The sequence below is a fragment of the Mesorhizobium sp. M8A.F.Ca.ET.208.01.1.1 genome, from assembly GCF_004791315.1.
Taxonomy (GTDB): Bacteria; Pseudomonadota; Alphaproteobacteria; order Rhizobiales; family Rhizobiaceae; genus Mesorhizobium.
On record NZ_SRUT01000006.1, the window covers coordinates 310,484 to 332,938 of the forward strand.

A 22,455-nucleotide genomic window follows, 5' to 3' on the forward strand; every position below is an offset into this window, starting at 1 on the left:
CGCAGGGAGGGTCGCTATGGCTACCGTCAAATTCACCGCGATGAAGGATGGCGACAGGCAAGACTACGAGTTCCTGACCGCCCATGAAATCGACTATGCGGCCAGGACCGGCGAGCGGCTGCTCGACGCGCTGGTCCAGCTCGACGAAGGCCTGTCCGGCTACAAGATCACCCGGCTCGGCCATTCGCTGCAGGCGGCGACACGGGCCTGGCGCGACGGCGCCGACACCGACTGGATCGCCTGCGCGCTGCTGCACGACATCGGCGACATCTACGCGCCCTACAATCACGACGAATACGCCGCTTCGATCCTGAAGCCGTTTGTGCGCGAGCAATGCACCTGGGTGGTGGAGAAACACGGCGACTTCCAGCGCCTCTACTATGCCCACCATCTCGGCGGCAACCGCCATGCCCGCGACCGCTTCGCCGGCCACGCCTATTTCGACGATTGCGACCAGTTCTGCGAGCGCTGGGACCAGTCGAGCTTCGACCCCGACTATGAGACGCTGCCGATCGAATTCTTCCGACCCTTCGTGCTCGAAGTCTTCGCCCGCAAGGCCTACGACCCATCCGTCATCCGCGCCGGCGAGCGCGTGCCTCTCATCGATCCCGAAACCGCCAGGACAAGAACCGGAGCCTCTCAATGAGCATCATCAACAAGGCGGCCGCCATTGGCGGCGGTGTCATCGGGGCCGGCTGGGTCGCGCGCCTGCTCTTGAACGGCATCGACGTCTCCATTTTCGATCCCGATCCGGAAGCTTCACGCAAGGTTTCGGAAGTGATGAAGGGCGCGCGCCGCGCCTATAAGCAGATGGTGCCCGGCGGTCTGCCCAAGGAGGGCAAGCTCACCTTCGCCAAGACGATCGCCGAAGCGGTCGCCGATGCCGATTTCATCCAGGAGAGCGTGCCGGAACGGCTCGATCTCAAGCACAGGGTGCTGGCCGAGATCGATGCGCATGCGCCGGCCAACGCCATTGTCGGCTCCTCGACCTCCGGCATCAAGCCGACCGACATGCAGGTGGCGATGAAGAAGCATCCGGAGCGGCTGGTCGTCGGCCATCCGTTCAACCCGGTCTACCTGCTGCCGCTGGTCGAGATCGTCGGCGGCGACCAGACCTTCCCCGAGGCTGTCGAGGTCGCCAAGGAAATCTATGCCTCGATCGGCATGAAGCCGGTCGTGATCCGCAAGGAGATCGAAGCTTTCGTCGGCGACCGCCTGCTCGAAGCCGCCTGGCGCGAGGCGCTGTGGCTGATCAAGGACGGCATCTGCACGGTCGAGGAACTCGACGACATCATGCGTTATGGCTTCGGCCTGCGCTGGGCGCAGATGGGCATGTTCCAGGTCTACCGCGTCGCCGGCGGCGAGGCCGGCATGCGCCACTTCATGGCGCAGTTCGGGCCCTGCCTGAAATGGCCGTGGACCAAGCTGATGGACGTTCCGGAGTTCAACGACGAGCTGGTCGACCTGATCGCCACCCAGTCGGACGACCAGGCGCACGGCCTGTCGATCCGCGAGCTGGAAAAGATCCGCGACGACAATCTGGTCGCGATCATGGATGCGCTGTCGAAGCAGAACAAGGGCAAGGGCTGGGGCGCCGGCGCGCTGCACAAGGATTATACCAAACAGCTCGCCAAGCTGGCGGCGAAGAAGCCCGCGGCTTCAAAGGCGGCGGAAAAGGCCAAGGCCGCCAAGCCGGTGAAGAAAGCCGAAAAGCCGAAGAAAAAGAAGAAGGGCTGAGACCATGGATTTCGGTCTTTCGGAAGAGCAAAAGCTCATTGTCGAGACGACGCGTGCCTTCGTCGAGAACGAGCTTTATCCGCATGAGCGCGAGGTCGAGCGCACCGGCGTGCTGCGCCGCGAGCTGATCGAGGAGATCAAGGCCAAGGCGATCGAGGCCGGGCTCTATGCCGCCAACATGCCGGCCGATGTCGGCGGCGCGGGGCTCGATACGGTGACCTGGCTGCTTTACGAGAAGGAACTCGGCCGGGCCAATTACGCGCTGCACTGGACCTGCGTGGCGCGTCCTTCCAACATTCTGCTCGCCGGCACGCCGGAGCAGCGCGAAAAGTACCTTTTCCCCTGCATCCGCGGCGAGAAATGGGATTGCCTGGCAATGACAGAGCCGGGCGCTGGCTCCGATCTGCGCGGCATGAAGGCATCAGCCGTGCAGGATGGCGACGACTGGGTGCTGAACGGCACCAAGCATTTTATCTCGCACGCCGATCTCGCCGATTTCGCCATCGTCTTCATGGCCTCGGGCGAGGAGGAGTCTGCGCGCGGCAAACGCAAGAAGATCACCGCCTTCTTCGTCGACAAGGGCACCAAGGGTTTCACGGTGCGCGACGGCTATCGCAACGTCTCGCATCGCGGCTACACCAACGCCATTTTGGAGTTCGACGATTGCCGGCTGCCGGCATCCCAGGTTCTGGGCGAGGTTCACAAGGGCTTCGACGTCGCCAATTCCTGGCTCGGCGCCACGCGTCTGCAGGTCGGCGCCACCTGTCTCGGCCGTGCCGAGCGGGCGCTTGGCCATGCCGTCGAATACGCCGCGCAGCGCCAGCAGTTCGGCCAGCAGATCGGCAAGTTCCAGGGCGTGTCGTTCAAGCTCGCCGACATGGCGACGGAACTCAAGGCCGCCGACCTGATGGTCTTCGAAGCCGGCTGGAAGTACGATCAGGGCACCGTCACCGACCAGGACATGGCCATGGCCAAGCTGAAGGCCACCGAAATGCTCGCCTTTGTCGCCGACGAGGCAATCCAGATCCATGGCGGCATGGGGCTGATGGACGACCTGCCACTGGAGCGCATCTGGCGCGATGCCCGTGTCGAGCGCATCTGGGAAGGCACTTCGGAGATTCAGCGACATATTATTTCGCGGGCGCTGCTGCGTCCGTTCGGCGCTTAGAGCATGATCGCGCAAAGCCGGGATTCGGTTTGTCGGGCAAACGAGATCGTTTGTCCTGAGATCTCGCTCAAAACGAAAAGATGACCATGCATAAACTTGAACGTCTCCTGCGCCCGAAATCGATCGCCGTGTTCGGTGGCGTGCAGGCCGCCGCCGTCGTGGCGCAATCGATCAAGATGGGCTTTGCCGGCGATATCTGGCCGGTGCACCCGACCAAGGACGAGGTTGCCGGATGCAAGGCCTACCGCTCGGTCGCGGATCTGCCCGGCGCGCCGGATGCCGCCTTTGTCGGTGTCAACCGGCACCTGACCATCGAGGTGGTCAAGGCGCTGGCCGAGCGCGGGGCCGGCGGCGCCGTCTGCTTTGCCGCCGGATTTCTCGAAACCGAGGCTTATGACGACGACGGCGAACGGCTGCAGGCCGAACTGGTCGCGGCCGCCGGCCAGATGCCGATCATCGGGCCGAACTGCTACGGCCTGATCAACTATGCCGACGGTGCGCTTTTGTGGCCCGACCAACATGGCGGCATCAGGCTGGACGAGGGCGGCAAGGGCGTCGCCATCATCACCCAGTCGTCCAACATCGCCATCAACATGACGATGCAGAAGCGCGGCCTGCCGATCGCCTTCCTGATGACCGCCGGCAACCAGGCGCAGACCGGCCTGTCGGAAATGGCGCTCGGCCTGATCGAGGATGAGCGTGTGACGTCGCTCGGCCTGCATATCGAGGCCTTCGACTCGGTAGCCGGCTTCGAGCGCCTGGCCGCACGGGCGCGCGAGCTCAGGAAACCGATCATCGCCATGAAGGTCGGCCGGTCCGAACAGGCGCGGCAGGCAACCGTTTCGCACACCGCATCGCTGGCCGGCTCGGACGCTGCTTCCGGCGCCTTCCTGAGGCGGCTTGGCATTGCGCGGGTCGATTCCATCCCCGCCTTCATCGAGGCGCTGAAGCTGCTGCACATCACCGGCCCGCTGCCTGGCTACAAGCTCTCGTCGATGAGCTGTTCGGGCGGCGAAGCGTCGGTCATGGCCGACAGTGCCGAAGGGCGCTGGGTCAACTTCCCGGTGCTGACCGACACCCACCGCGCCCATGTCAAATCGACCCTCGGGCCGCTGGTCGCGGTGGCCAACCCGTTGGACTACCACACCTTCATCTGGAACAACGAGCCGGCGATGACGGCCACCTTCACCGCCATGGTGTCGGGCGGCTTCGACTTGAACATGCTGGTGCTCGACTTCCCGCGCCCCGACCGCTGCTCGGTGACCGACTGGTGGGCGACGCTGCGCGCCTTCGAATCGGCGCTGAAGACCAACAAGGCGCATGGCGCCATTGTTTCCTCGCTACCGGAGAACCTGCCCGAGGAATACACCGCCGAGCTGATGGCGCGGGGCATGGTGCCGCTGTTCGGCATTTCCGAGGCGATGGACGCCGCAGGCGCGGCAGCCTTCATCGGCTGGGCATGGGCTGAACCGCAGGCGCAGCCGGTCGACACATCCGCTGCCGGCGCGGCTGGCGGCGACCACGTCACGCCCGACGAGGCCGAAGCCAAGGCGCGGCTGATCAAGGCCGGGCTTCCCGTGCCCAAGGGCGAGCGCGCCGGCAATGCGGTCGAGGCGGTGATTTCGTCCATGGCGCTCGGCTTTCCGGTTGCCCTGAAGGCTCTTGGCGTCACCCACAAATCCGAGGTCGGCGCTGTCCGGCTCAACCTCAAGGATGCCGAGTCGGTCAGCACGGCGGCGCATGACCTGTTGCCGCTCGGCACCGGGCTCTATGTCGAGCGCATGGTGCGCGACGGCGTCGCCGAACTGATCGTCGGCTTCACCAGGGATCCGATGTTCGGCGCCGTCATGACGCTGGGCACCGGTGGCGTGCTGGTCGAACTGCTGCGCGACAGCGTCACGCTGATGCTGCCGGCGACGCGCGACGACATCGAGGCCGCGCTGCGCGGGCTGAAACTGTTCCCGCTGCTCGAAGGCTATCGCGGCCGGCCGAAGGCCGATGTCGCCGCCGCCATAGACGCGATCGCTGGCATCGCCGGTTTCGTGCAGGAGAATGCCGGCGAGATCGAGGAACTCGACATCAATCCGCTGATCGTCTGCACACAGGGCAAGGGCGCCTGGATCGCCGACGCGCTGCTGGTGCTGGGAGAGACCAAGAATGTCTGACGTCATTTCGACTCGCCGCGAAGGCACCATCCTGGAGGTCACGCTCGACCGCCCCAAGGCCAATGCGATCGACCTGAAAACCTCGCGGCTGATGGGCGAGACCTTCAAGGTGTTCCGCGACGACCCGGAACTGCGGGTCGCCATCGTCAAGACCGCCGGCGACAAGTTCTTCTGCGCCGGTTGGGACCTGAAGGCCGCGGCCAGCGGCGACGCGGTCGACGGCGACTATGGCGTCGGCGGTTTTGCCGGGCTGCAGGAGCTGCGTGACCTCAACAAACCGGTCATTGCCTGCGTCAACGGCATGGCGGTCGGCGGCGGCTTCGAGCTGGCGCTGTCCTGCGACCTCATCTACGCCTCGGACCATTCCTCCTTCGCACTGCCCGAAATCCGTGCCGGCACGCTGGCCGACGCGGCGACGATCAAGCTGCCGAAGCGCATCCCTTATCATGTCGCCATGGACCTTCTGCTCACCGGCCGCTGGATGGATGTCGCCGAGGCGCATCGCTGGGGCCTGGTCAACGAGGTGCTGCCCAAGGAAAAGCTCGAGGACCGCGTTTGGGAGATCGCCCGCCTGCTCGCCAGCGGCCCGCCGCTGGTCTTCGCCGCGATTAAGGAGACGGCGCGGGTGGCCGAGGCGCTGACCTTCCAGGATGCGATGAACAAGGTGACGCGCCGGCAGTTGCCGACCGTCGACGCGCTCTATGGGTCGGAGGACGGTATGGAAGGGTTCCGTGCCTTCGCCGAAAAGCGCGAGCCTGTGTGGAAGGGGAAGTGACACTGGAGATGATGGCGCCAGGCACCCCCCTCTGCCCTGCCGGACCCGTTAGGCCAGAGGGCGGCCCCTGGGCGCATTCGTTGCTGTCCGGTCTCCCTTCATGACCGACTACGCAAAACTCATCGATGCCGAGACCTGGGCCTTTATCGAGCGGACCAATTCCTATTATCCGCCCGACACGATCGACTACACGGTCGCGCGGCAGCGCGCGATCTATGACCGGATGTGCCGCGAGTTCTTTGCCGGCTATCCCGAGGGCGTGACGGCCGAAACCACGGTTATCGCCACGCCCGCGCGAGACGTCCCGATCCGCATCTACCGCAACGCGACGCCGGACGATGCGGCGATGGTGGTCTACATCCATGGCGGCGGCTTCATTCTCGGCGGGCTGGACAGCCATGACGATGTCTGTGCCGAACTTTGCGGCCGCACCGGTCATGAAGTGGTTTCGGTCGATTACCGGCTGGCGCCTGAACATCTGCATCCGGCCGCTTTCGATGATGCGATGAGCGCCTTCGAATGGGCGGCCCGTACCTACGATCGCCCGGTCGTGCTGTGCGGCGACAGCGCCGGCGGCAACCTTTGCGCCGCCGTTGCACACGCGACGCGTGGCCATGTGAAAAAGCCGATCGGCCAGGTGCTGATTTATCCCGGTCTCGGCGGCGATCGCTTGCGCGGCTCCTATGTAAGGCACGCCGAAGCGCCGATGCTGACGGTACGCGATCTCGAATTCTACAAGCACATCCGAACCGGGGGCGTGGATCAAACCGGCGACATCACGCTGTCGCCGCTGGCCGATGCCGATTTCGCCAATTTGCCGCCGACCGTGCTGATCACCGCCGAATGCGACCCCTTGTCATCCGACGGCGAGGCTTATCGCGACCGCATCGTCGCGGCCGGCGGGCGCGCCACCTGGTTCGAGGAGCCCGGCCTGGTGCACGGCTATCTCAGGGCCCGGCACAGCGTCGGCCGCGCCCGCGCGAGCTTCACCCGGATCGTCGATGCGGTGGCGACGCTCGGAAAGGGCGGCTGGACCTGGTAGGGCCGGGGGCCATCCCGCTCAGGAGGCCTTGGCCAGGAAACTCTGATAGTCCGATTTCGCCTGCAGCAGGCGCAGCACGTTCTCGCGCGATCCCCGCACATGGGCGCGCGCCAGGGCGCCGGCCTTAGCGGCATCGCCGGCGCAGATCGCCTCGACGATCCGGGCATGCTCGTCGCGGGCGATCTTCCATTCATCGAGCCACAAGAGTTCGGTCCAGACATAATGCTGGCACTTGTCGAGGATGCCGCACAGCATGCCGTGCAGCATCGCGTTGCCGCTGATTTCGGCGATGACACGGTGCAGGTCGATGCCGACTTCCAGTTCCTGGAATTTCTCGCGCGTGGTGCGATCCGGGATGGCGGCCAGCCGTTCGCATTCGGCCAGCATGGCGCGCAGCCGCGCCTTGTCCTTGTCGGTCGCCGCGGTGGCCGCGAGTTCGGTCGCATGGCCGTCGAGCAGTTCGCGGATGTCGAAGGCCTCGCGGAACATGTTGATGTCGAACTCGGTGACGGCATAGCCCTGGCGCGGCCGGCCGGTGACCAGCCCGTCGCGCTCCAGCCGATTGAAGGCTTCGCGCACCGGCGTGCGGCTGACATTGAGTTTCGCCGCGATGTCGCTTTCGGTGACGCGCGAGCCCGGCGGAATCTGGCCGGTCACGATCATCGCCTTGAGCGCGGAATAGACCGAGTCGCGCAGTGTGTTTTTGGTTTCCTTGGCCAAGTTCCGTTCCCAGTTCTCCAGCCGCTTTAGCCGGACATTGCCTCGTTTGTAGTCGCAGTCGGCGCAATTTGCCACGCCTGCGGCATCGTCCCATCGCGTCGAACTGATCGTGCCTGTCGCAGTTGACAACATCGATCTCTCGGCTACATTCTAAATTGTATACAAAATCGCATGCCAAATCAAAAACAAATGGGAACACCGGTCGGAGAACCGAAATGAACAGGATCAGAAACGTTAGCGTTGTGGCGATCGCGGGCCTCGTGGCGGCGTTCGCAGTGCCCGCCGTCGCCGCCGACACGATCACCGTCGCCTCGTGGGGCGGCACCTATCAGGAGGCGCAGACCAAGGCCTTCTTCAAGCCGACCGCCGATGCGCTCGGCATCACCATCAAGGAAGACACCACCAACGGCCTCGACGACGTGCGGCTGCAGGTGACCGGAAATGCAGTGAAGTGGGACATCACCGAGCTCGGCGCCGACGAATGCGCGCGCGGCTCGAAGGAAGGCCTGTTCGAAAAGCTGGATTACGGCATTATCGACAAGAGCGGCATCAACCCGAAATTGGTGCATGACGACTGGGTCGGCATTTCCTACACCTCCGTCGTGTTGATCTACCGGACCGATGTCTTCGGCGACAAGGGCCCGAAGACCTGGGCCGACTTCTGGAACGTGGAAAAATTCCCGGGACGGCGCGCGTTGAGCAGCAGCCAGGCGACGGAGACGCTGAGCGTTGCCGCACTCGCCTCGGGCCTGCCGATCGACAAGGTCTATCCGGTCGATGTCGATAGCGCCTTGAAATCGGTCGACAAGATCCGCGGCCATGTCGATGCCTGGTGGACCTCCGGTGCCCAGGCCATGCAACTGGTGAAGGACGGCGAAGTCGACATGGCGAGCATCTGGAACGGACGCGCCGGCACCCTGAAGAAGGCAGGCGCGCCGGTCAGCTTCTCCTTCGACCAGGGCGTGCTCACCGCCGACTGCATGGTCATCCCCAAGGGCGCCAAGAACAAGGAAGCGGCGATGAAAGCGCTGGCGATGTTCGTCAGCCCGCAATTGCAGGCCAATCTGCCGCTCTATGTCGACAATGGGCCGGTCAACGAGAAGGCCTTCGAGACCGGCAAGATCCCGCCCGAGCGGATCAAGGACATCAATTCGGCGCCCGAAAACGTCAAGAAGCAGGTGCTGCAGGATGCCGAGTTCTGGCGCGACAACCTTGTCGAGGCGACGGAGAAGTTCAACAATCTGATCCAGCAATAGGCCGGAACCCTGACATTGCGGGGCGGCGCGAACGCCGCCCTGCTCCTTCAGCCTTCTGCCCAGGAGAGAAGAACCTTGTCCATTGCACCATCCGCGCTGCCGATCAGCATGCGCCGGATCGAGAAGAGATTTGGCAGCGTGCCGGTGCTGCGCGACCTGAACCTCGATGTCGAGGCCGGCGAGTTCCTGACCCTGCTTGGCCCCTCCGGCTCGGGAAAGACGACGCTGCTGATGATCCTGGCCGGTTTCGTCAGGGCCAATGCCGGGAGCATCAAGGTCGGCGGCGACGAGATCATCACCACGCCGCCGCACAGGCGCAATATCGGCATGGTGTTCCAGAACTATGCGCTGTTTCCGCATATGAACGTCTTCCACAACATCGCCTTCCCGCTGAAACAGCGCGGCGTCGCGGCCGGCGAGACGGCGCAGCGGGTGGAGAAGGCGCTGGAGCTGGTGAAATTGCAGGGACTGGGCGAGCGCCGCGTCGACCAGCTCTCCGGCGGCCAGCGCCAGCGTGTGGCCCTGGCGCGCGCCATCGTCTTCGAGCCGCGCATCGTCTTGATGGACGAACCGCTGTCGGCGCTCGACAAGGGCCTGCGCGAGCACATGCAGATCGAGTTGCGCGCGCTTCATCGCCGTCTTGGCATGACGACGGTCTATGTCACGCACGACCAGCGCGAAGCCATCACCATGTCTGACCGCATCGCCGTGATGAACGGCGGCCGCATTGAACAGCTCGATCGGCCCGAAACGCTTTACGCCGCGCCGAAGACACAGTTCGTGGCCGGCTTCATAGGCGAATCGAACTTCATCCCGGTCGAAAGCCGCAACGGATCGGTCTGGTATGGGGACAGGCGGATCCAGACCGGGGCACCGACACCGCCGGCTGGCCCGCATCTGATGGTGGTGCGACCGGAGAAGCTCAGGCTGGTCACGGCAGCTGACCCGTCGGCCGGCATCAATGTGCTCGAAGCGACGGTCAGCGACATCATTTACCAGGGCGACAGTTTCGTTTGCTACGCCAGCCTGCGCGACGGCCGGCAGCTGACGTTGCGCGACTATTGCCGCAGCGATGTGCTGGCCAGGATGCCGGCGCCCGGCCAGCCGATCATGCTCGGCCTCGACGCGAAGGACACGATCCTGGTGGCGGCCGAGGGATGAGCGCGCAATCCGCCCTGCTGAAGGAGATCGCCGGCCCGGCAGGGCAGGATCTCAACGCGCAGGCGCTGCGCGCCGACGCGCGGCGTGAGTCGCTGCGGCTGCTGGCGCTGCTGGCGCCGAGCCTGTTCCTCGTCTGCGCCATCATCATCGTGCCGATCGGCTGGCTGTTCTGGCTGTCGCTGTTCGACGAGACCGGCGCCTTCAGCGCCGCCAATTATGCGCGTTTCTTCGAACAGGCCTCCTACATCAAGACCTTCATCAGCACCTTCAAGGTCGCCTTCATCGTCACCGGCGCCTGTGTGCTGCTCGGCTATCCCCTGGCCTATATGCTGTCGCAACTGCCGCGCCGGGCCGCGTCGATCTGCCTGATCTTCGTCATCCTGCCGTTCTGGACCTCGGTGCTGGTGCGCACCTATGCCTGGCTGGTGATCCTGCAGCGCAAGGGCCTGATCAACAGCTGGCTGATCGATCTGGGCGTGATCAGCCAACCGCTGTCGCTCGCCAACAATTTCTCCGGCGTGGTCATCGGCATGACGCACATATTGCTGCCATTTCTCGTTTTGCCGCTCTATGCCTCGATGAAGACCATCGACACCGACTGCCTGCGCGCCGGCATGAATCTCGGCGCCGGCCCGGCCGCGACGTTCCGGCAGGTCTTCTTTCCGCTGTCGCTGCCCGGCCTCGCCTCGGGCGTGGTCATCGTCTTCGTGCTGTGCCTCGGCTTCTTCGTCACCCCGGCGCTGATGGGGGGCGGCAAGGTGGTGATGTGGGCGATGCGCATGGAACAGACCACCAGCCTCTATTCCAACTGGGGCGCCGGTGCGGCACTCGGCGTCGTGCTGCTGGTGGTCACGCTGGCGCTGCTCGGCCTGTTCCAGTGGCTGCTCGGCGCGCGCGCCACCGGCGTATGGAGCTCGCGATGAGCGACGGTATCGGCCTGCCGATCTCGCACCGGCAACGCCTGTGGCTCTACGGCTTCGGCGGCCTCGTGCTGTTGTTCCTGATCGCGCCGTCGGTCATCATCGTCATCATGTCGTTTTCGGATTCGACGCTGCTGCAATTCCCGCCGCAGCAATGGTCGCTGCGCTGGTACCAGAGCTATTTCCAGTCGCTGGAATGGCGCGATGCGACCATCGTGTCGGTCAAGGTAGCTATCATGACCGCGCTGGTGGCGACGCCGCTCGGCACCACTGCCGCCTATGCGATCAACCGGGGCACGCTGCGCTTCAACGGCACCATCAACGCGCTGCTCACGGCGTCGCTGATCATCCCGGTGATCCTGGTCGGTATCGGCACCTTCTTCCTCTACGCGCGCATCGGCCTCAACAACACGCTGACCGGCCTCGTTATCGCGCATACGGTGCAGGCGCTGCCGCTGGTGGTGCTGACGGTGCTTTCAGGACTGCGCTCCTACGACATGAACCAGGAACGGGTGGCGCGCAGCCTGGGTGCGGGACGCATCGCGGCGTTCTGGCAGGTGACGATGCCGCAGATCCGCTTCTCGATCGTCTCTGGCGCGCTGTTTGCCTTCATCACCTCCTTCGACGAAGTTGTCGTTTCGCTGTTCATCTCGGGCGGCGAGACCACGACCCTGACACGCCGCATGTTCAACGCGCTGCGCGACCAGATCGACCCGACCATCGCCGCCATCTCGACCTGCCTGATCGTGCTGTCGGTGCTGCTTTTGTCGCTGGCACAGATTTTCGGCCGGCGGCATTGATTTCATCGGACCAATTCGCAGAAATGACCTAGGGATATCCAGACAGAATGCGTGATTTCCAGTTTCCCGGCCGCTCGCCGGTTCGTGCCACCGAAGCGATCGCCGCGACATCGCATCCGCTTTCGACGCTTGCGGCCATCGAGATGCTGCGCGCCGGCGGCAATGCGATGGATGCCGCCATCTGCGCCGCCGCCGTGCAGGGCGTGGTCGAGCCGCAATCGACCGGCATCGGCGGCGATTGCTTTGTCCTTTACTGCCCCAAGGGACAGAGCGAGGTGCTGGCCTTCAACGGCTCCGGCCGGGCGCCGGCGGCCGCGACCGTCGACTGGTATCGCGACAAGGGCTTTAGCGAACTTCCCAAACAGGGGCCGCATGCGGTGACCGTGCCGGGCGCCATCGACGCCTGGTGCCGGCTGCTGGAAGACCATGGCAGCAAGAGCCTGGCCGAGGTGCTGGCGCCGGCGATCCACTATGCCGAGAACGGCTATGTCGTGCACGACCGCGTCGCCTTCGACTGGGCCGAACCCGAAACCGACCTTTCCGCCGACGAGCATGCCGCCCGCATCTTCCTGCCGGGCGGCATGGCGCCCAAGGCCGGCGATGTGCACCGGCAGCCGGAACTTGCCGCCACCTTGCGGGTGATCGCCAAACAGGGCCGCGCCGGTTTCTACGAAGGCGCAGTGGCCGACGACATCGTGCGCCGGCTCAAGGAACTGGGCGGGCTGCATTCGCATGAGGACTTTGCCGCGACCCGGGGCGACTATGTGGCGCCGGTGAGCATCAGCTATGGCGGCCACGAGATCCACCAGATGCCGCCGAACAACCAGGGCCTGACGGCGCTGCTGATGCTGAACGTGCTGTCGGGCTTCAAGCTTGGCGAGCTCGATCCCAACGGCGCCGAGCGCCTGCATCTGGAGATCGAGGCCGGGCGGCTGGCCTATCGCGACCGAGACCGTTTCGTCGGCGACCAGGACCGTGTCCCGGTGCCGGTGCGACAGCTGCTGTCGACCGCCTATGCCGAGCGGCTGCGCGCCCAGATCGACCGCGAGCGCGCCATGACCCACCTGCCGGATGTGCAACTGCCCGGCAGCGACACGGTCTATATCTCGATTGTCGACCGCGACCGCAACGCGGTCTCGTTCATCAACTCGACCTATTATTCCTTCGGCAGCGGCGTGGTCGGCCCGAAGAGCGGCGTGGTGCTGCAGAACCGCGGCTCAAGCTTCCGCCTCGATCCGGCGCACCCCAACGCGATCGCGCCCGGCAAGCGGCCGATGCACACGATCATGCCGGGCATGGCGACAAGGAACGGCCGCGTGGTGATGCCGTTCGGCGTCATGGGCGGCGGCTACCAGCCGTTCGGCCATGTCCATCTTCTGACCAACATGATCGATTTCGGCATGGACCCGCAGCAGGCGCTCGACGCGCCGCGCGTGTTCTACAATGACGGCATGGTGGAGGCCGAGCGCAACGTGCCCACCGAGGCGATCGAAGGCCTGCGCCGGCGCGGCCACGCCATCACCGAGCCGCACCATCCGCTCGGCGGCGGTCAGGCGGTGCTGATCGACTGGGAAAAGGGAACGCTGACCGGGGCGTCGGACCCGCGCAAGGACGGGATGGCGCTGGGATATTGAGGGATGGGTACCCGTAGAGCGTACTGATGGGATTCAGTTCAAGGTTGCTCGCTACTTCTCCAGGCGCTGGCGCTGCCCCTCACCTGCCTGCCGGCATCCTCTCCCCGTATAGTGACGGGGAGAGGGACGCTCCGCTCCCTCGGCGCTTTTCTGCTGGCAGTTGGCGAAACCATCGGCGAACAGCCCTTTCTCCCCGTCGCTATACGGGGAGAAATGCCCGGCAGGGCAATGAGGGGCGGCGCGAACCTCCGCTGGACTTTCACAAGCTTTGAAACATAGTCGGTGACCATGACCCAAACCCACCCAGACCTCTCCCGCCGCCTCGTTGCCGGCACCGACGATGCCCCCGCAATCCTGGCGCCCGACAGGCCCACGCTGACCCATGGCAGTCTGCGCGCGCTGATCGCCGCCACCGCCACTCAGCTGCACGCCCTCGGCATCGGCCGAGGCGACAGGGTGGCGATCGTGCTGCCTAACGGGCCGGAGATGGCGACAAGCTTCATCGCGGTGGCGGCCACAGCCTCGACGGCGCCGCTCAATCCGGCCTACCGGGCCGACGAACTCGATTTCTATCTCACCGACATCGGCGCCAAGGCGATCCTCGTCGCGGAGACCGAGACCGGTCCGGCCGTGACGGTGGCCGAGCGTCTCGGCATCGCCGTGCTGCGGCTGGTCGTGCAGCCAGATGCTCCGGCCGGCAGCTTCATCATCGAGGGTGCGGCGGTCGGTCCGCAGGCGGCGCCCGCCATGGCTGGCGATGACGATATCGCGCTTTTGCTGCACACGTCGGGCACCACGTCGCGGCCCAAGCTGGTGCCGCTCAGCCATGCCAATGTCGCGGCCTCCGCCCGCCATATCGGCGCGACGCTCGGCCTGACGGCCAGCGATCGCTGCCTCAACATCATGCCGCTGTTCCACATCCATGGGCTGATCGCGGCGGTGCTGTCGTCGCTCGCCGCCGGCGGCAGCATCTACTGCACGCCGGGCTTCAACGCGCTGCGCTTCTTCCAATGGCTGAGTGACGCGAAACCAAGCTGGTACACGGCCGTGCCGACCATGCACCAGGCGATCCTGGCGCGCGCGGCGCGCAATGAAGGCGTGCTGGCAGGAGCTAAGCCGCGCTTCATCCGCTCGTCCTCGGCATCGCTGCCGGCGCAGGTCATGGCCGAACTCGAAGCGACCTTCGGCTGCCCGGTCATCGAATCCTACGGGATGACCGAGGCCGCGCACCAGATGGCCTCGAACCGGCTGCCGCCGGGCCTGCGCAAACCGGGCAGCGTCGGTGCGGCGGGCGGACCCGAAGTGGCGGTCATGGCGCCGGACGGACGGCTGATGCAGGCCGGCGAAACCGGCGAGATCGTCATTCGCGGACCCAATGTCACGTCAGGCTACGAGAAGAACCCGGACGCCAACGCCACGGCCTTTGCGCATGGCTGGTTCCACACCGGCGACCAGGGCGTGCTCGACGGCGACGGCTATCTCAAGGTTACCGGCCGGCTGAAGGAGATCATCAACCGCGGCGGCGAAAAGATCTCGCCGCTCGAGGTCGACGACGTGCTGATGGACCATCCGGCGGTGGCGCAGGTCGTCACCTTCGCCATGCCGCATGACAAGCTTGGCGAGGAGGTGGCGGCGGCCGTGGTGCTGCGCGAAGGCATGAGCGCCACCGAGGGCGATATCCGCGCCCACGCCGCGACCCGGCTCGCCGATTTCAAGGTGCCGCGCAAGGTGCTGATCCTGGACGAGATCCCCAAGGGCGCCACCGGCAAGCTGCAGCGCATCGGGCTCGCCGCCAAGCTCGGGCTCTGACGATGAAGATCACCATCTTCGGCGCCGGCGCCATCGGCGGCTATCTCGCGGCCAAGCTGGCCATTGCCGGCCGCACCGATCTGTCGATCGTCGCCCGCGGCGCGCATCTCGAGGCGATCAAGGCAGATGGCCTGCGCCTGATCGAGGACGGCAAGGAAACGACCGCCCCGGTCAGGGCCGCCGCCAAGGCGGAGGAGCTTGGCGCGCAGGATTATGTCGTGCTGGCGCTGAAGGCGCATTCCGTCGCGCCCGCGCTCGACCAGATCGCACCGCTGCTTGGACCCGACACATTGGTCGTCACCATGCAGAACGGCGTGCCCTGGTGGTATTTCTACAAGGCCGGCGGCGCGCTCGAAGGCACCAGGCTGCAGCAGGTCGATCCCGGCGGCACGATCTGGGAACGGCTCGGCCCGCAGCGTGTCATCGGCTCGGTCGTCTATCCCGCCGTCGAGGTCGACGCGCCCGGCCTCGTCCGCCATGTCGAGGGCAGGCGCTTCTCGCTCGGCGAGCCCTCGGGCGAGAGGAGCGAACGGACCACGCTTCTGGCCGGGGAGTTGGTCAAGGCCGGGCTGCAGGCCCCGGTGCGCGACGACATACGCGGCGAGATCTGGATAAAACTGTGGGGCAATCTCTCCTTCAACCCGATCTCGGCGCTGACCGGCAGCACGCTGGCGGGAATCGTCGCCGACGAGGGCACCCGCACGCTCGCCCGCGCCATGATGCTGGAAGCGCAGGCAATCGGCGAAAGCCTCGGCGTGCGCTTCCCCATAGACGTCGACCGCCGCATCAAGGGCGCCGGCGATGTCGGCGAACACAAGACCTCGATGCTGCAAGACCTGGAACGCGGCCGCCCTATGGAGATCGACGCGCTGGTGGGCGCGGTGCAGGAACTGGGGCGGCTGACGGGGCAGCCGACGCCGGCGATCGATGGGGTGCTGGCGCTGGTGCGGCGGCTGGCGGTGGAGCGCGGGTGTTACGGGTAAGGGGGCGGGCTGAGCCTGCGCTTGCGCGCCATCCCTCTCGACAAGAGCTGAACGCGATCGAAAGCAGGCGTGCTCAGTTGGTGCTGGTTGTGGCGGTAAACCCGCACTGCTTCTGTTCCATCTCGATCTGTTTCGTGATGCGGACGGCGTTCTGTGCGTAGGCCTCCGTCACCGAGCCACTATTCACGGTCTTGTCCTTCAGTGGGCTGACGCCCGCGCAGAGATGGAAAACATGCGGCTCCGTGGACTTCGCGGCTCCGTTTTCGGGCGCGATCCAGTAGACGACATCCTGACCTGCGGGATTTGCCGCGTCCTTCGTCGCCGCAGCCACCGCGGCGGAGTCGGTGGCTATCGCCTGCGCCTGGGCGGCGACGTCGGGCGAACAGGCGGTGGTGGGCTGCCCCGACTTGATCTGGGCTGCGCAGGCGTTCATATCCTGGGTGTATTGTTCGACCGACGGGGGTTTGAAACTGATCCCCATGACAGTCGCGAGCACGGCCAGCGCAGCGCCGAGGCCGCCGGCAACCTTCTTGGTCTGCGGATCCATGTTTTTGTCGGTGAGGATCAGGAAAACCAGCGGGAGGAAGGCTATCAGCGTGATGATTGCGCCGAGTTGGTTTTGGAAGAAGAACCTGGCTGTGTCGGATGCACGGGCCGGATCGTGCCTGTTGGCCGCCTTCCACAGCAAATTGCCGGCGATTGCGAAAATCGCAATGCCGACCAGAAGGCCGATGATCAGCGGCAGGTGTCCCTGGTCGAACCTGTTCTGGCGAAGCAGAATAATCCCGTAGATCTCGCCGCCAATGGCGACGATCCACGACAGTGCGGCGAAAAGGCGAAGACGCGTGGCGGAGGACTTCTGGCCCTGCGTCGCTTGCCAATCCTTGGTAACGTCTGGCTTGTTGTCGGTCATTGACCAGATCCCCTGATATCGACGCATATGCGAGCGGCATTGGACCAGAAGGCCAACCCGCCCTGCGCTGCGTCATTCAACAAACGTCTCCTGCCTCAGCGACGCGGTGAAAATGCGAATACCACATCCATATTGCGCATGATTGGATCCGTCCATACCCACGGAGGCGGACGCCTATGCGGCGATGGCTCCGTTCTTCTTCATCTCCGGCTCGAACTTGACGCTGCCTTCTCGCTTGCCTCGCCGATCAAGACGTTCCCACTCTGGGCAAAGCGCCCCTTGCGGCAGCCCGCTCAATCGCGGTTAGTCGATCTGGACCTGATCAGCCCCTGCCCGGCCGTTTGAGAAGCCGCGCGTAAAGTTCGCCGACGATGTCGCGTCGGAAAATGAGCACGCACCCCATGAAGATCAGCCCCGTCGCGATGGTCACCGGGAAGCCTGACGTGGCCAGCGTGTTTTCCAGGCCGACGACGAGGCTGGCGCCGATGATCGGGCCGACCATGGTGCCGATGCCGCCGAGAAGCGTCATCAGGATCACCTCGCCCGACATCTGCCAGGTGACGTCGGTGAGGGTGGCGAACTGGAAGACGATCGCCTTGAGGGAGCCCGGCCAGCGGCGGCCGTCCCTCAGCCCTCGGCGGCGACGAGATGGCCGTCGCCGACGTCGCTCAGCGCCAGTTTCAGCGGCGCCTCGCCGATCCGGCGCGTCGCGCTGGGGATTTCCTGATCGAGGCGGGCGAAACGGTTTCTGCGCCGCGCGGGATCGGGCACCGGCACGGCTTCGATCAGCCTTTTGGTGTAGGGGTGGCGCGGGTTTGAAAAAACCTGGTCGCGCGAGCCCATCTCGACGATCTGGCCGAGATACATGACGGCGACACGGTCGGAGATGTTCTCGACCACGGCCATGTCGTGCGAGATGAAGAGATAGGCGACACCGAATTCGCGCTGCAGTTCCTTCAACAGGTCGAGCACGCGCGCCTGCACCGAGACGTCGAGCGCGGAGACGCTTTCATCGGCGATGATCAGTTTTGGCCTGAGCGCCAGCGCACGGGCGATGCAGACACGCTGGCGCTGGCCGCCGGAGAACTCGTGCGGGTAGAGCTCCATCTGGTTTGATGAAAGGCCGACACGGTCGAACAAGGCCGCCACCCGCTCGCGGCGCTCGTCCTTCGAGGCGATGCCGTGGATGACCAGCGGCTCGGCGACGAGGTCGCCGACGCGCATGCGCGGGTCGAGCGAAGCAAACGGATCCTGAAAGATCATCTGCACGTCGCGGCGCACCGCCTTGCGCTCGTCGCGGCCGAGGCCGGACAGGTTGCGGCCGCCGACGACAATATCGCCGCTATACGGCACCAGCCCGGCCAGCGCCTTGGCGGTGGTCGACTTGCCGCAGCCGGATTCGCCGACCAGCGCCAGCGTCTCGTTGGGCGCGATCGAGAAGCTGACGCCCTCGACGGCATGGACGCGGCGGGTGACCCGACCGAAGACGCCGCCGCGCAGGTCGAAGCGGACGTGGAGGTCTTTGACCATGGCGACGGGGGTTGAGTGCTCGGCGGAAGGCCCCCTCATCCGGCCCTGCGGGCCACCTTCTCCCCGTGGGGGAGAAGAGGAGGTTGACGCCACGTCCAGTTCCTCCTCTTTCCGTTGGGCAAAGGAGACTGGCGCGAACGTCGAAGAACTCCTCTCCCCTGGGGGAGAGGTCAGCCGAGCGGAGCGGAGGCTGGGTGAGGGAGCCGGTGCCGAGTCCGGATCCCGTCGCTTGCCGATACGCGGCACGGCGGCGAGCAGCTCGCGCGTATAATCGGCTTGCGGGTGAGCGAAAATGTCAGATGTCTTGCCTTCCTCGACCATGCTTCCATGCCGCATGATGATGACGCGGTCGGCCATCTCGGCGACGACGCCCATGTCGTGGGTGATCAGGATGACGCTGGTGCCATGCTTTTGCTGCAGGTCGCGCAGCAGCTCCAGCACCTCGCCCTGCACGGTGACGTCGAGCGCCGTCGTCGGCTCGTCGGCGATCAGCACGTCGGGTTCCAGCGCCAGCGCCATGGCGATCATCACCCGCTGGCGCATGCCGCCGGAGAGCTCATGCGGAAACTGTTTTAGCCGGCTTTCGGCTTCCGAAATGCGCACCGCCTTCAGCGCCTCGATGGCACGCTGGCGGGCCTGCGCAGGCGTCAGGCTGGTGTGCGCCTCGATGGATTCGGTGAGCTGGCGACCGATCGACAGCACCGGATTGAGCGATGTCATCGGCTCCTGGAAGATCATGGCGATACGGTCGCCGCGGATACGGCGCATGCGGCGTTCGTCAAGCGTGGTCAGCTCGGTGTCGGCCAAACGGATGGTGCCGGCGGAGATGCGCGCGGCGGGCTGCGGCAGCAGCTGCATGATGGCAAGCGCGGTCATGGACTTGCCGGAGCCGGACTCGCCGGCGATGCAGAGTGTTTCGCCACGCTCGAGCGTCAGGGAGAGGTTGGAGACGACCTCGCGGGAGCCCTCCTCGCCGCGCACGGAGACGGAGAGGTTGGCGATGGTGAGGATGGGGTTGGTGGTGGTCATTGCAGGCGCAGGCTTCCGAGAGGTTTAGCGCGGCACGCCCCCCTCTGTCCTGCCGGACATCTCCCCCTCGAGGGGGGAGATTGAACGGCACGCAGGGCTTCGCCAATTTCCAACGCTGCAATGGGGGAAGCCGGCATGAATGACAGCCAATCTCCCTCCTTGAGGGGGAGATGCCCGGCAGGGCAGAGGGGGGTGCGGCGCCGACCCCTCATTCAAACACGCAACGCGGAAAATAGAACGACACCACCCAGTTGGGCATGTCGACGATTTCGCTGATGCGGAGATCGCCGCAGACCGAGGCCAGCATGTAGGCCTCGACGGGATCTATTTTGTAGCGGCCCGCCAACAAATCGACCATCTGCGCGACCGCTTCCTTCGCGCCCGTCATCAGGTCGGGGCCTATGCCGGTCGTCACCTCATAGCCCTTGGCGTCGAGATGGCGCGTCACCGGGCCAGATGTGGTGAAGCGTGGCGTCTTCAGCCGCGCATCTTTCACCAAATCGAGCTTGAGCACGACGTCCATCGGGCTTTCGATCGCGGTGCCGCAGACCTCGCCGTCGCCTTGCGCGGCATGGGTGTCGCCGACCGAGAACAGCGCGCCCGCCACCTCTACCGGCAGATAGAGCGTGGTGCCGGCGGCAAGGTCGCGAATGTCGAGATTGCCGCCGACACGGCGTGGCGGCACCACCGAGTGATGGCCCATCTCGGCCAGCGCATTGCCGATGGTGCCGGCAAAGGGCTTCAACGGCACGCGGGCGTTCTTGCCGAACAATGCCGGCTCCAGTGAAGCCGCATCGTATTTCCAGATGTTCAGCGCCGGCTCCTTGAAGTCGTCGGCGAGCAGGCCGAAACCCGGAATGTTCGCCGTCCAGCCGAAGCCGGACGGTTTGAACATCTCGATCGTCACCTTCAGCGCATCGCCGGGCTCGGCACCCTCGACGAAGATCGGTCCGGTAACCGGATTGATCCCCGCGAAGTCGAGCTTGGCAATGTCGGCGGCGGTGCTATCGGGCCTCAGCTGGCCACCGCCGGCATCGAGGCACTGGAACTCGATGGTGGAGCCGGGCGCCACGCGCTGCGCCGGGACAAACGAATTGTCCCAGCCGAAATGGTGGTGGCGCCCGTGGATGGTGTAGTCGCAGTTATTGCACATCTTTTACGTACACATTGTCGTAGTTGATCGGAACGTGGACCGGGTCGACATAGAGGTTGTCGGCGCCTCCCATCCGGGCCGATTTCATGGTGAATCGCTGCTCGTTGAAGACCGGCGCCCAGGGCGCGTCCGCCATGATCTTGGCGTAGATGTCGCTCCACATCTTGCTTCGCTCCCCGGCCTTCGCAGGGTCGACAATCGAGTCGGCCTCGGCCGCCTTGGCGTCGAGTTCCTTGTTGCAATACCACGACCAGTTCCAGCCGCCCGGTACGGCACCGGCGCAGCCGAGGATCGGGCCGTAGAAGTTGGATGGATCGGGGAAGTCGGCGATCCAGCCCATGCCGCCCGACCAGATCATCGGCGCGCCGGCCTTGTCGCCGCCGGCGGCGATGACGTTGGCCTGCGCCAGCGACTGGATGCTGGCCTTGATGCCGATTGCCGCAAGGTCCTGCTGGATCGCCTGGGCGATGCGTGGGTTGGGGTCGGTGTTCATGGCGAACAATTGCGTCTCGAAACCATCGGGATGGCCGGCCTCGGCAAGCAGCGCCTTGGCCTTGGCGACGTCGTAGGGATAACCCTTGTAGGCCTTGTCGTAGCCCGGCATCGATGGCGGCAGCGGCTGGTTGGCCGGCACGGCACGGCCGTTGATGATCTGGATGATGCGCGCCTTGTTGAGCGCCATGTTGACGGCTTGGCGCACCTTCACATTGTCGAACGGCGCCATGGTGGTGTTCATGGTGACATAGCCGGTGTGCAGCTGGCCGCCCTCGACGACGCGCGCCTTCTGCTCGGGATCGGCCATCACCTCCTGGAATTTTGCCGGAGGAATGCCGTCGAGCGGCAGGTCGATCTCACCTTTCTGCAGGCGCAGCAAAGCCACGATCGGCTCCTGGCCAACCTCGAAGGTGATCTTGTCGAGATGCGGCAGGCCTTTGTGCCAATAGTCCGGATTGCGCTCGAAGACGATGCGCTGGCCGAGCGTCCACTCGGCGAGTTTGAACGCCCCGGTGCCGACCGGATGCTTGCCGAAATCGGCGCCATATTTTTCCACCTCTTCCTTCGGCACGACATGCGAGAAGTTGATGGCCATGACATGCAGGAAGGTGGCATCGGGGCGGGTCAGCTCGAACTTGACCGTGTAGGGGTCGACGACGGTGACGCCGGAGAGGCCCTCGGCCTTGCCCGCGGCGACATCGTCATAACCCTTGATCGAGCCGAAGAAGCCGGCGCCGGGGCTCTGCGTCTTCGGGTTGGTGACGCGGTCGAGCGAATATTTGACGTCGTCGGCCGTCATCTCGCGGCCATTGTGGAATTTCACGCCGTGGCGCAGCTTGAAGGTGAAGGTCTTGCCGTCGGGCGAAATCTCGTAGCTCTCGGCGAGGTCGGGCTTGAGGTTGGTGGTGCCGGGCTCGTAATCCATAAGTCCGTCGAACAGGCTCTTGATCATCGACCAGTTCTGCCAGTCATAGCCGATCGCCGGATCGAGCGTCGTGACATCGTCCTTGTATGTGGCGATGATTTCGCCGCCCTGCCTGGCGTTCGGGTCAATCGTGTCCTCGGCGCGGGCGCTGGTCATGCCGAGCATCAGCGCCAAGGCCGATGCGGCGACGGTCGATGCGAGAAACTTCTTCATTGTCGTGTTCCCTTTCTCTGTTTGTTT

Annotated in this window: 18 protein-coding genes and 1 pseudogene; 13 read left to right on the plus strand and 6 right to left on the minus strand. The window is 65.1% G+C overall.

From position 1 onward, the window contains the following. The first annotated feature begins 16 nt into the window (after positions 1 to 16). From EN851_RS25550 to EN851_RS25575, 6 genes are all read left to right on the plus strand, one after another. Positions 17 to 646: an HD domain-containing protein gene (locus EN851_RS25550; protein WP_127277790.1), complete on the plus strand. Its 630-nt coding sequence runs from the start codon at positions 17 to 19 to the stop codon at positions 644 to 646. Beyond that, positions 643 to 1,737 (plus strand): carnitine 3-dehydrogenase, encoded by a 1,095-nt coding sequence (locus EN851_RS25555; RefSeq protein ID WP_127277789.1) that lies wholly within the window; start codon positions 643 to 645, stop codon positions 1,735 to 1,737. Before EN851_RS25550 ends, EN851_RS25555 begins: the two co-directional genes overlap by 4 nt. Before the next feature lie 4 nt (positions 1,738 to 1,741). After that, positions 1,742 to 2,905 carry an acyl-CoA dehydrogenase gene (locus EN851_RS25560; RefSeq protein ID WP_127277788.1) on the plus strand — a complete coding sequence of 388 codons (1,164 nt, stop codon included), beginning with the start codon at positions 1,742 to 1,744 and terminating at the stop codon, positions 2,903 to 2,905. Between the two features lie 86 nt (positions 2,906 to 2,991). Continuing rightward, a complete protein-coding gene (locus EN851_RS25565; RefSeq protein WP_127277787.1) occupies positions 2,992 to 5,070 on the plus strand; it encodes an acetate--CoA ligase family protein in 2,079 nt (692 codons plus the stop codon). Beyond that, a complete protein-coding gene (locus tag EN851_RS25570) occupies positions 5,063 to 5,845 on the plus strand; it encodes a carnitinyl-CoA dehydratase (RefSeq protein WP_127277786.1) in 783 nt (260 codons plus the stop codon). Before EN851_RS25565 ends, EN851_RS25570 begins: the two co-directional genes overlap by 8 nt. Before the next feature lie 100 nt (positions 5,846 to 5,945). Next, positions 5,946 to 6,887, plus strand: a complete 942-nt coding sequence (locus tag EN851_RS25575; protein ID WP_127277785.1) for an alpha/beta hydrolase — start codon at positions 5,946 to 5,948, stop codon at positions 6,885 to 6,887. A gap of 18 nt (positions 6,888 to 6,905) precedes the next feature. On the opposite strand, the gene EN851_RS25580 is transcribed toward EN851_RS25575, so the two are convergent. Continuing rightward, positions 6,906 to 7,607 (minus strand): GntR family transcriptional regulator, encoded by a 702-nt coding sequence (locus tag EN851_RS25580; RefSeq protein ID WP_189343558.1) that lies wholly within the window; start codon positions 7,605 to 7,607, stop codon positions 6,906 to 6,908. 215 nt (positions 7,608 to 7,822) lie between these two features. On the opposite strand from EN851_RS25580, the gene EN851_RS25585 reads away from it, so the two are divergent. From EN851_RS25585 to EN851_RS25620, 7 genes are all read left to right on the plus strand, one after another. Then, positions 7,823 to 8,863: an ABC transporter substrate-binding protein gene (locus EN851_RS25585; RefSeq protein WP_127277784.1), complete on the plus strand. Its 1,041-nt coding sequence runs from the start codon at positions 7,823 to 7,825 to the stop codon at positions 8,861 to 8,863. Positions 8,864 to 8,938: 75 nt separating this feature from the next. After that, positions 8,939 to 10,024 (plus strand): ABC transporter ATP-binding protein, encoded by a 1,086-nt coding sequence (locus tag EN851_RS25590; RefSeq protein ID WP_127277783.1) that lies wholly within the window; start codon positions 8,939 to 8,941, stop codon positions 10,022 to 10,024. Then, positions 10,021 to 10,947: an ABC transporter permease gene (locus EN851_RS25595; protein ID WP_127277782.1), complete on the plus strand. Its 927-nt coding sequence runs from the start codon at positions 10,021 to 10,023 to the stop codon at positions 10,945 to 10,947. Before EN851_RS25590 ends, EN851_RS25595 begins: the two co-directional genes overlap by 4 nt. Next, positions 10,944 to 11,744 carry an ABC transporter permease gene (locus tag EN851_RS25600; protein ID WP_127277781.1) on the plus strand — a complete coding sequence of 267 codons (801 nt, stop codon included), beginning with the start codon at positions 10,944 to 10,946 and terminating at the stop codon, positions 11,742 to 11,744. Before EN851_RS25595 ends, EN851_RS25600 begins: the two co-directional genes overlap by 4 nt. Before the next feature lie 47 nt (positions 11,745 to 11,791). Next, positions 11,792 to 13,378, plus strand: coding sequence for a gamma-glutamyltransferase (ggt, locus tag EN851_RS25605; RefSeq protein ID WP_135930240.1), 1,587 nt, complete (start codon positions 11,792 to 11,794; stop codon positions 13,376 to 13,378). A gap of 288 nt (positions 13,379 to 13,666) precedes the next feature. After that, positions 13,667 to 15,187 carry an acyl--CoA ligase gene (locus EN851_RS25615; protein ID WP_189521933.1) on the plus strand — a complete coding sequence of 507 codons (1,521 nt, stop codon included), beginning with the start codon at positions 13,667 to 13,669 and terminating at the stop codon, positions 15,185 to 15,187. Positions 15,188 to 15,189: 2 nt separating this feature from the next. Then, complete coding sequence (locus EN851_RS25620) at positions 15,190 to 16,170, plus strand: 2-dehydropantoate 2-reductase (RefSeq protein WP_135930242.1); 981 nt, start codon at positions 15,190 to 15,192, stop codon at positions 16,168 to 16,170. A 73-nt stretch (positions 16,171 to 16,243) separates the two neighbouring features. Here EN851_RS25620 and EN851_RS25625 read toward each other — a convergent pair whose 3' ends face one another. The 5 genes and pseudogenes from EN851_RS25625 to EN851_RS25650 form a co-directional block, all read right to left on the minus strand. Next, positions 16,244 to 17,083, minus strand: coding sequence for a hypothetical protein (locus tag EN851_RS25625; RefSeq protein ID WP_127278045.1), 840 nt, complete (start codon positions 17,081 to 17,083; stop codon positions 16,244 to 16,246). Between the two features lie 322 nt (positions 17,084 to 17,405). Continuing rightward, positions 17,406 to 17,684, minus strand: a pseudogene (locus tag EN851_RS25630) (branched-chain amino acid ABC transporter permease); the annotation flags it as partial. Between the two features lie 26 nt (positions 17,685 to 17,710). Then, on the minus strand, positions 17,711 to 19,642 hold the full coding sequence (locus tag EN851_RS37355) for an ABC transporter ATP-binding protein (protein ID WP_135930243.1): 1,932 nt from the start codon (positions 19,640 to 19,642) through the stop codon (positions 17,711 to 17,713). A 208-nt stretch (positions 19,643 to 19,850) separates the two neighbouring features. Beyond that, positions 19,851 to 20,795 (minus strand): acetamidase/formamidase family protein, encoded by a 945-nt coding sequence (locus tag EN851_RS25645; RefSeq protein WP_127278046.1) that lies wholly within the window; start codon positions 20,793 to 20,795, stop codon positions 19,851 to 19,853. Further along, the gene (locus EN851_RS25650) at positions 20,785 to 22,428 is read right to left on the minus strand and encodes an ABC transporter substrate-binding protein (RefSeq protein WP_135930244.1); all 1,644 of its coding nucleotides are present in this window, start codon (positions 22,426 to 22,428) and stop codon (positions 20,785 to 20,787) included. The genes EN851_RS25645 and EN851_RS25650 overlap by 11 nt, the downstream gene beginning before the upstream one ends. Positions 22,429 to 22,455 lie beyond the last annotated feature (27 nt).